Below are 6,269 nucleotides of genomic sequence, written 5' to 3'. Positions count from 1 at the left end.
CGTACAGCTTCCCGCCCAGGAAACGCCACCGCGCGTCACCCGAGGCGAGGTAGCGCGCTCCCGGCTGGCCCGCGCCCACCGCCAGGCCGCCCACCCCCACCGAGAGGTTGCGGTGGAAGAGCTGCGTCTCCAGCCGGCCGTCCACGTCCACCCGGCCCCAATTGAACACCTCGGCGCCCATCGACAGGCGGAAGTGGCGCTGCCCCAGCACGCCCAGGCTCTCCGCGTCCCAGTTGAGAATCACCTCGCCGTGGGCCGAATACCCGTCCGGGAAGGGCGCGTCCGCCTGCGGCACGGCAGTCGGGCCCGCCACCTGGAAGCGCGCCAGTTCGTAGTCCGGGCCGAAGGCACCCTGACGGAATCCTCCACGCTGAAGGCGGCCCTCCAGGCGCGCGCGCATGTCCACCGTCGGGGACATGTACTCCGCACCCAGCCCTGCCGCCGCGCCCCATGCGCCGCCTTCTCCGGGGCGCCCGCCCCAGCCCGCGTTCGCCTGCAGCTCGAAGCCGCGTTGCCCGTTGCGGCGGCTCACGAGGATGGCCGTCCCGTCGAGGTGGGACAGCGTCATCGGCTCCGACGTCCCTCCCGCCTTGCCCCAGTCATGCACCGCAGACAGCGACAGGGCGTACTTCATGGGGTACGGCTGGCGGCCCATGAGGATGTGCTGCACGTCCAGCACGACTTCCGCCCCCATCAGCCGCGCGCCCAGCACATCCGAGGCGAAGGCCTCGACGTACAGGGGCCTCAGCATTCCCGTCACCACCGCGCCGGCTGGGTTGTAGTTGGGGTTGCCGCGGTTGTTGTAGCGGCGCACCAAGTGCCCGGACAGCAGAGTGTACGATTCGAGGGCACCCACCCACACGAAGTTCGGTGCGTCGCCGCCCACCATCAGGTTCTGCACCACCTGGCCCCAGTCGGAGAGCTCGTCCCAGTCCTCCTTCCGCACCAGACTGGCGCCCTCCTCTCCGCCCCACATGCGCAGGCGCACCGGAGCACCCAGGTCGAGCTGGAGGATGCCCGGCTTGACGAGTTCCAGCCGCGGGTGGACCTGCAAGAAGCCTTCATCCGTCCCCGCCCCTCTCCGGGGCAGCAGCATGCACGTCGTGGTCTCCAGGCTCAGCCGGTTCGCCCAGCCAGAGCCCGAGCTAGGCGAGGCCGGCTCCTCCTCGACCAGGGCGTCACCCTCGTCCATGGAGGGCTCGAGCTGCTCGTCCACCTCTGGCTCAAGGAGGACGGTGTCTTCCTCGACCTTCGCCAGGTCGTCTTCATAGGCAGTCTCCTCCGCCCACCCCACTCCGGGTAACACCAACAGCAACACGACGGCCCAGCGCATGAACATCGACGTCTCCTGTGAAGGCCCCAGGGGCGGGGCAATGGACAGAGGCTTCCGTTCAGTCCGGCAGGGCGCCGGGCTGCGGGTGAATGCATTGCACTGCGGGAGTCGCCGGCAGGCCGATGGGCCAAGCCATGGGCAGACGTGTCACGTCACGGCGCCAGGAAGCCCGGCTCCGTCCCAACAGCAGACAGACGTGTCACGCCACGGCGCCAGGCAGGCTTGGCTCCGTCATGACTCCAATCGAATGAATAGGAATGACTGAGGAAGGGCTCCTCAGCGTCCGTCAGGAACGCAGCCCGACGAAGCGCAGACGGCGACTCGGCGCACGACGACCATCAGCACGCGCCTCACGTGGCGGTACAGGAGACCCTCTGCGCAGCGCCAAAGCCCAACGCCCGATTCGATACGGAGTTAGGAAGGTGGCTCAGGCGCGTCGCCTTCCGGGCGCTCTCCGCCGTACCTGCAACAACCAAGGAAGCGTGCGGCCACTTGCGCACACCCCAGTACAGTGAGGGACATATCGCTCTCCAGGGCCATTCATGACTGCACCTAAAAGGTACAATCGATTGAACCCTAAAGGAACAATCCCTACAAGCCCCCAAACGGGGAAAGCCGTCGAGAAGGCACCGTGCCAACTACTTTCGCGCTATGGGGGTCATGGGAAGGTCACGTTGCCCAGGGTCACAGTACGGGGGCCGTTCGCTTCCCACAGTTTGAGTGTGAAGATGCCGCGGGCAGCATCCGCCGTGGCCTCTGCTTCAATGACTACGCGAATGAACTTTTCCGAAGGAACAGGGGTATCTTGCCACACCTGCAAGATCTTCAGTTCTTCACCCGATTTTCCTCTGAGGGTCGCATCTCTTGCAGTCCAAGGCCTTGCGCCCTCTGGGAAGTCCAGCCCCACCTCCACTGCCACTCGTCGTGCGGAGCGGTAGCCGTATGCGTTGCGCACTGCCAATGGGCTGCCTGCCGCTTGAGTAATGGCCTTGAGCAGGTCTCGCCCCTCTACGCCATGCGGATTCATTGCACCTGTCGAGATGAGGCCTGCTAACCCACCAGGGGAATTGCGCTCGGCTCGTAGCCGCGCAAGCTCCTCGCGATATCGATGGGCCTCTGCCCGGGCTTCCCGGGCCTCTTCCCTGTACGATTCCACCCCTCTCTTCTGGCGGTACACCTCGACGACCAACTCCGCCTTGGCAGGGTGCATCACCAGTAAGAACGTTGCACTCGCGGGTGCTGATTCGTCCCGAAACCGCACGATCAACCGTAGCCGTTCTCCGGAGCTGATTCGTTCAGAGGGAATGAGTCGAATGGTGGTGCGTCCTATATCTACCAAAGAGAATCGGTCACGCCCCTCGAAATCCACGCTCTCTTGCACCAGTTCCGAATCAAAGAAAAGCGCGGAGGAGAGGCCAGGGCTTATTGCCACCTCAATCGCTTTCGGTGGCTCCTCTGGCGCCAGTTCAACGCGGCGGGCCCCCATCCCAGTGGACGTAGGAGAGAATTGGGCTCGAACCTCCCCACCGAAGAGCAGTAGGAATAAAAGGACGGCCAATGCGGATAGAGGCACGCGGTTGATACTCCTGGTCGAACCAGCGCCAGCGCTCAAAACCGAGACTCGTTAGCTCGGCGGAGACGCCTCACTCAAACTCACGGACGGCCTTCACATCAACAGAAGAAAAGACGCGGACTCCACCGGAGTCACTCTTACCTGATTCCAACTCAAGGCCACGATTCAGCCCGGTATCATGCAACTCCAAACACATAGGGAAATTTTCGCCACTCCGCGTACGTGCCCGGGTCAGCCGGCCAAACACACGGTCACTCGCGATGAGCCGCCCGGACAGGATTGTATCGCCCGGCAGCTTCCCCCAGCGCCCCAGCAAGCGGATCTGGGTGGCGCCTTCTCGCACTGAGATGACCCTCGTATCGCCCTTGATGGGAAAGGTTGCCCCGTGGTGGTCCCCTACATCGATGCCGAGATTCTCCATGGCCTCGACAGCCCCATCCGGACATGGCTCGGGCTCGGGCGGTGGGCGCACCTGCGGTCCTGAGCACGCGAGCGCCGTGCAGACGGCGGCGGCCGTCATCACCTTGCGGATGCTATCCGTACCCTTCGGTGGGGACTGCTGTGAGGGCGGCGCACTCTCAGTCTTCTTCATCATAACGTTGGCCACGGTGGCAGAAACCTCGGGGAGCGTCGCGGGGGAAGCGACGGCCGCAGGTGTTGCCTCCGGCCCGGTGGGAGCTGCGGCTTGGTCAGCTTGAGGTTTCTTTGCGTAGCTCGCTACTTCCTGGCGCAGCGGGCCGGTCTGCACTCCCCTCTTGGGCGCATCTCTCTCGCCCCAGAGAAGCACCGCGACTACTGCAACCCCCAGAATCCCCATCCCGACGGTCGTCCATCGTTTGCCGCGAAGGGCCGGAGGACGTGGACGCTCCTTCACTTCGGTCCAAGGAAACACCTCCGCAGGTCGCTCGGGGAATTCATCGCCTCTGAGTCCATCAGCGTGAGGCAGGACCAAGCCATCGAGACCAACCTCGGCGTCCTGTTCGGCAACGGCCTCGGCGGCAGCGGGCTTGGGCCTCTTGCCACGACGAGGCCGGTGCAGCGGGTCATTCACCCACTTCGCCAACTCGTCGAGGTCTCCTTCCGTCGTGGCTGTGTCCGGGCCATACGTGTCGCAGAGGGGGACGTCCCACGTGTTGTCTGCCCCCGCGCGTGCCTCCTCCAGCGCCCCGCACAGCGCCAGCGCGTCCGGGTAACGGGCAGTCGGGTCCTTCTCCAAGAGGCGAGTGCATACGTCGCTCAAGGGCTGCGGCACGCGCTCATTCACCTCCTGCGGTGGCACCGGCGCATGGGAGATGACGGCGTTGATGAAGGCCTGGTCATCCTCCGCCTCGAAGGGCACTCTCGCAGTGAGCAGGTGGTAGAGGACAACGCCCAACGCCCACAAGTCGTCCGCTGGGCTGGGGATGTAGCGGGCCCCCCGCACGCCGGAGTGCGCCTCGAGGTACAGCCAGGCCTCGGGAGGGCGGTACTCGGGCGTCCCTGGAGGCAGAATGGAGAGGGTGACGCCAGGGGCACCCTCGTAGTCCCCGACGCCGTAGTCCACCAGCACCGCCAGGCCGTCCGAGGCACGCACCATGACGTTGGCCTCCTTCACGTCCCGGTGCACCACGTCAGCCTCGTGGGTGGCCGCCAGCGCTCGCGCCACGTCCAACACCACCCTCAGCACCTGCCGCGCGGAGGGGTTCTCCTCCTTCGCCCACGCGTCCAACTGCCGCCCCTCCACGTACTCCATGGCGATGACAGCAAACTCTGGCGCCGCCGCGGGCCAGTACCCGAAGCCACGAATTCCCACGACGTTGGGGTGCCGCAGACGCAGGAGAATGGAGACTTCCCTCTCCACTCGCCCGCCCGCGCGAGGCAGGTGCAGCAACTTCAACGCGGAAGACTGGCCCTCGCACGTCGCGCGGTACACGGTACCGAAGCCCCCGCGTCCCAGCTGCCGCTCCACCGTGTAACCCACCACCACGTCCCCGTGGGACAGGACAGCCGGGGGACCGTCGTCCCTCATGGCTCCCCCCACCCGTGCAATGCGGACTGAAAGACTGCACCTGGCCGCATGCGGCTTCGCCCTCCCGGCAGTGGCACCACGCTACCAAAACCTGGAAGAGCAGTCCTCTCCTTCAGACGCCTTGACTACCCGCCAGATTGCAAACCGCGTGCATTACCTCATACATTGGAATGACACCTCCTCGCACCACGACACTCCCATGCCCGCCCCATCGCCAGACAGCCCCCAGGACGAGCAGCCACCCACCCTCGCGAGCACCATTGGCACCAACGCCCGGGTGGCGCGGCAGCGCCTGTCTCTCACCCAGGCCGACGTCGCCAAGAAGGTGGGACTTGTCACGGAGGTCTACAGTCGACTGGAGCGCGGACGAATGTTGCCCAGCGTCCGCACGTTGCACCAACTCGCCACGGCGCTCGACACCTCACCAGACGTCCTCATGGGCCACGTCCGCCGCCCAACGCCTCCGCCCGACTCGCCCTCCGTGCGTCAGCTGGTGCAGCAAGTCCGCAAACTGGAGGAGCGCCAGGTGAAGGCCCTGCTGCATCTACTCCCCGCCCTGCGGTGACGGCTACCAGCTGCCTGGGGGGAGTCCTTCTCAGGTACACTGCGCCTCACCTCATGAATCAGGAATTGGCCGTTACCATTGGCACGACAGCCCGAGTTGCCCGAGAGCAGCTGGGGCTTACCCAAGCCGAAGTCGCCGAGCGCGTGGGGCTGGTGCCCCCCGTGTACAGTCGCCTGGAGCGCGGGCAGATGCTGCCCAGCGTCCCCACCCTGTACCGGCTGTGCACCGAGTTGAAGGTGTCCCCGGAGGAGCTGCTTGGCCTCACGGAGGCAGCCCATGCGGGGAAGGGGCCTCGCACAACGGAGGACGACGCCCCCTCCCTGCGCCGGCTGCTGTACGTGGCTCGCAAGCTGGACGAGGCGCAGTTGGATGCCCTTCTCCACATGGCCACCGTGCTGGCGAAATGAAGGGCCGCTAGCCGGCGCCACGCAGCCACAACGCCTCGCGCACCTCGGACAGTCGCGATTCCAGTCGCTGCAACTCGCGCTGGAGTCGTGACACCTCATTCGTCCCGTCCTCTTTCGACAGGGGCGTGCGGTGAGGGACGTCGGCCAGGGCCGCCTCGCACACCTCAATGGTGACGGTGTCCCCAGGGCGCACTGGGCCGTCATGCCACCCCAGAAGCGACTCCCCCTCCGAGCCGCCAACGCTGAGCGTCACGTCGGACACGTGCCGCAGCTCCGCCTCTTCGAAGTGCGCCCAATGCAGCATCGCCGTGACAACGCCAAACCCGGGGAGTCCTGCCGTGGTGAGGTGCCGGCCATTGAGGGAAACGCGCAGACACAACATG

6 protein-coding genes are annotated in these 6,269 nt (G+C 65.8%); 2 read left to right on the top strand and 4 right to left on the bottom strand.

Features of this window, described 5'->3' with window-relative positions:
- The 3 genes from HR086_RS20580 to HR086_RS20570 form a co-directional block, all read right to left on the bottom strand.
- Positions 1–1,339 (bottom strand): hypothetical protein (locus tag HR086_RS20580; RefSeq protein WP_174466469.1); only part of this gene is annotated, 1,339 nt, incomplete at its 3' end.
- Between the two features lie 652 nt (positions 1,340–1,991).
- On the bottom strand, positions 1,992–2,906 hold the full coding sequence (locus tag HR086_RS20575; protein WP_174466468.1) for a DUF2381 family protein: 915 nt from the start codon (positions 2,904–2,906) through the stop codon (positions 1,992–1,994).
- Between the two features lie 70 nt (positions 2,907–2,976).
- Positions 2,977–4,914, bottom strand: a complete 1,938-nt coding sequence (locus HR086_RS20570) for a serine/threonine-protein kinase (protein WP_174466467.1) — start codon at positions 4,912–4,914, stop codon at positions 2,977–2,979.
- Positions 4,915–5,113: 199 nt separating this feature from the next.
- On the opposite strand from HR086_RS20570, the gene HR086_RS20565 reads away from it, so the two are divergent.
- A complete protein-coding gene (locus tag HR086_RS20565) occupies positions 5,114–5,479 on the top strand; it encodes a helix-turn-helix domain-containing protein (protein WP_174466466.1) in 366 nt (121 codons plus the stop codon).
- Between the two features lie 53 nt (positions 5,480–5,532).
- Positions 5,533–5,886 carry a helix-turn-helix domain-containing protein gene (locus HR086_RS20560; protein ID WP_174466465.1) on the top strand — a complete coding sequence of 118 codons (354 nt, stop codon included), beginning with the start codon at positions 5,533–5,535 and terminating at the stop codon, positions 5,884–5,886.
- A gap of 7 nt (positions 5,887–5,893) precedes the next feature.
- Here HR086_RS20560 and HR086_RS20555 read toward each other — a convergent pair whose 3' ends face one another.
- Positions 5,894–6,268, bottom strand: coding sequence for a hypothetical protein (locus HR086_RS20555; protein WP_174466464.1), 375 nt, complete (start codon positions 6,266–6,268; stop codon positions 5,894–5,896).
- Position 6,269: the final 1 nt, after the last annotated feature.

Origin of the sequence: Myxococcus sp. CA039A, assembly GCF_013336645.1 — a bacterium.
Lineage (GTDB): Bacteria > Myxococcota > Myxococcia > Myxococcales > Myxococcaceae > Myxococcus > Myxococcus llanfairpwllgwyngyllgogerychwyrndrobwllllantysiliogogogochensis.
The sequence above is the reverse complement of the archived record's forward strand: the minus strand, read 5'-3'. Positions and strand labels throughout refer to the sequence as shown.

Excerpts from the sequence above, each read along its gene's own strand:
- HR086_RS20570 (WP_174466467.1), bottom strand. The coding sequence starts at position 4,914 with ATGAGGGACGACGGTCCCCCGGCTGTCCTGTCCCACGGGGACGTGGTG.
- HR086_RS20565 (WP_174466466.1), top strand. The coding sequence starts at position 5,114 with ATGCCCGCCCCATCGCCAGACAGCCCCCAGGACGAGCAGCCACCCACC.
- HR086_RS20560 (WP_174466465.1), top strand. The coding sequence starts at position 5,533 with ATGAATCAGGAATTGGCCGTTACCATTGGCACGACAGCCCGAGTTGCC.
- HR086_RS20555 (WP_174466464.1), bottom strand. The coding sequence starts at position 6,268 with ATGTTGTGTCTGCGCGTTTCCCTCAATGGCCGGCACCTCACCACGGCA.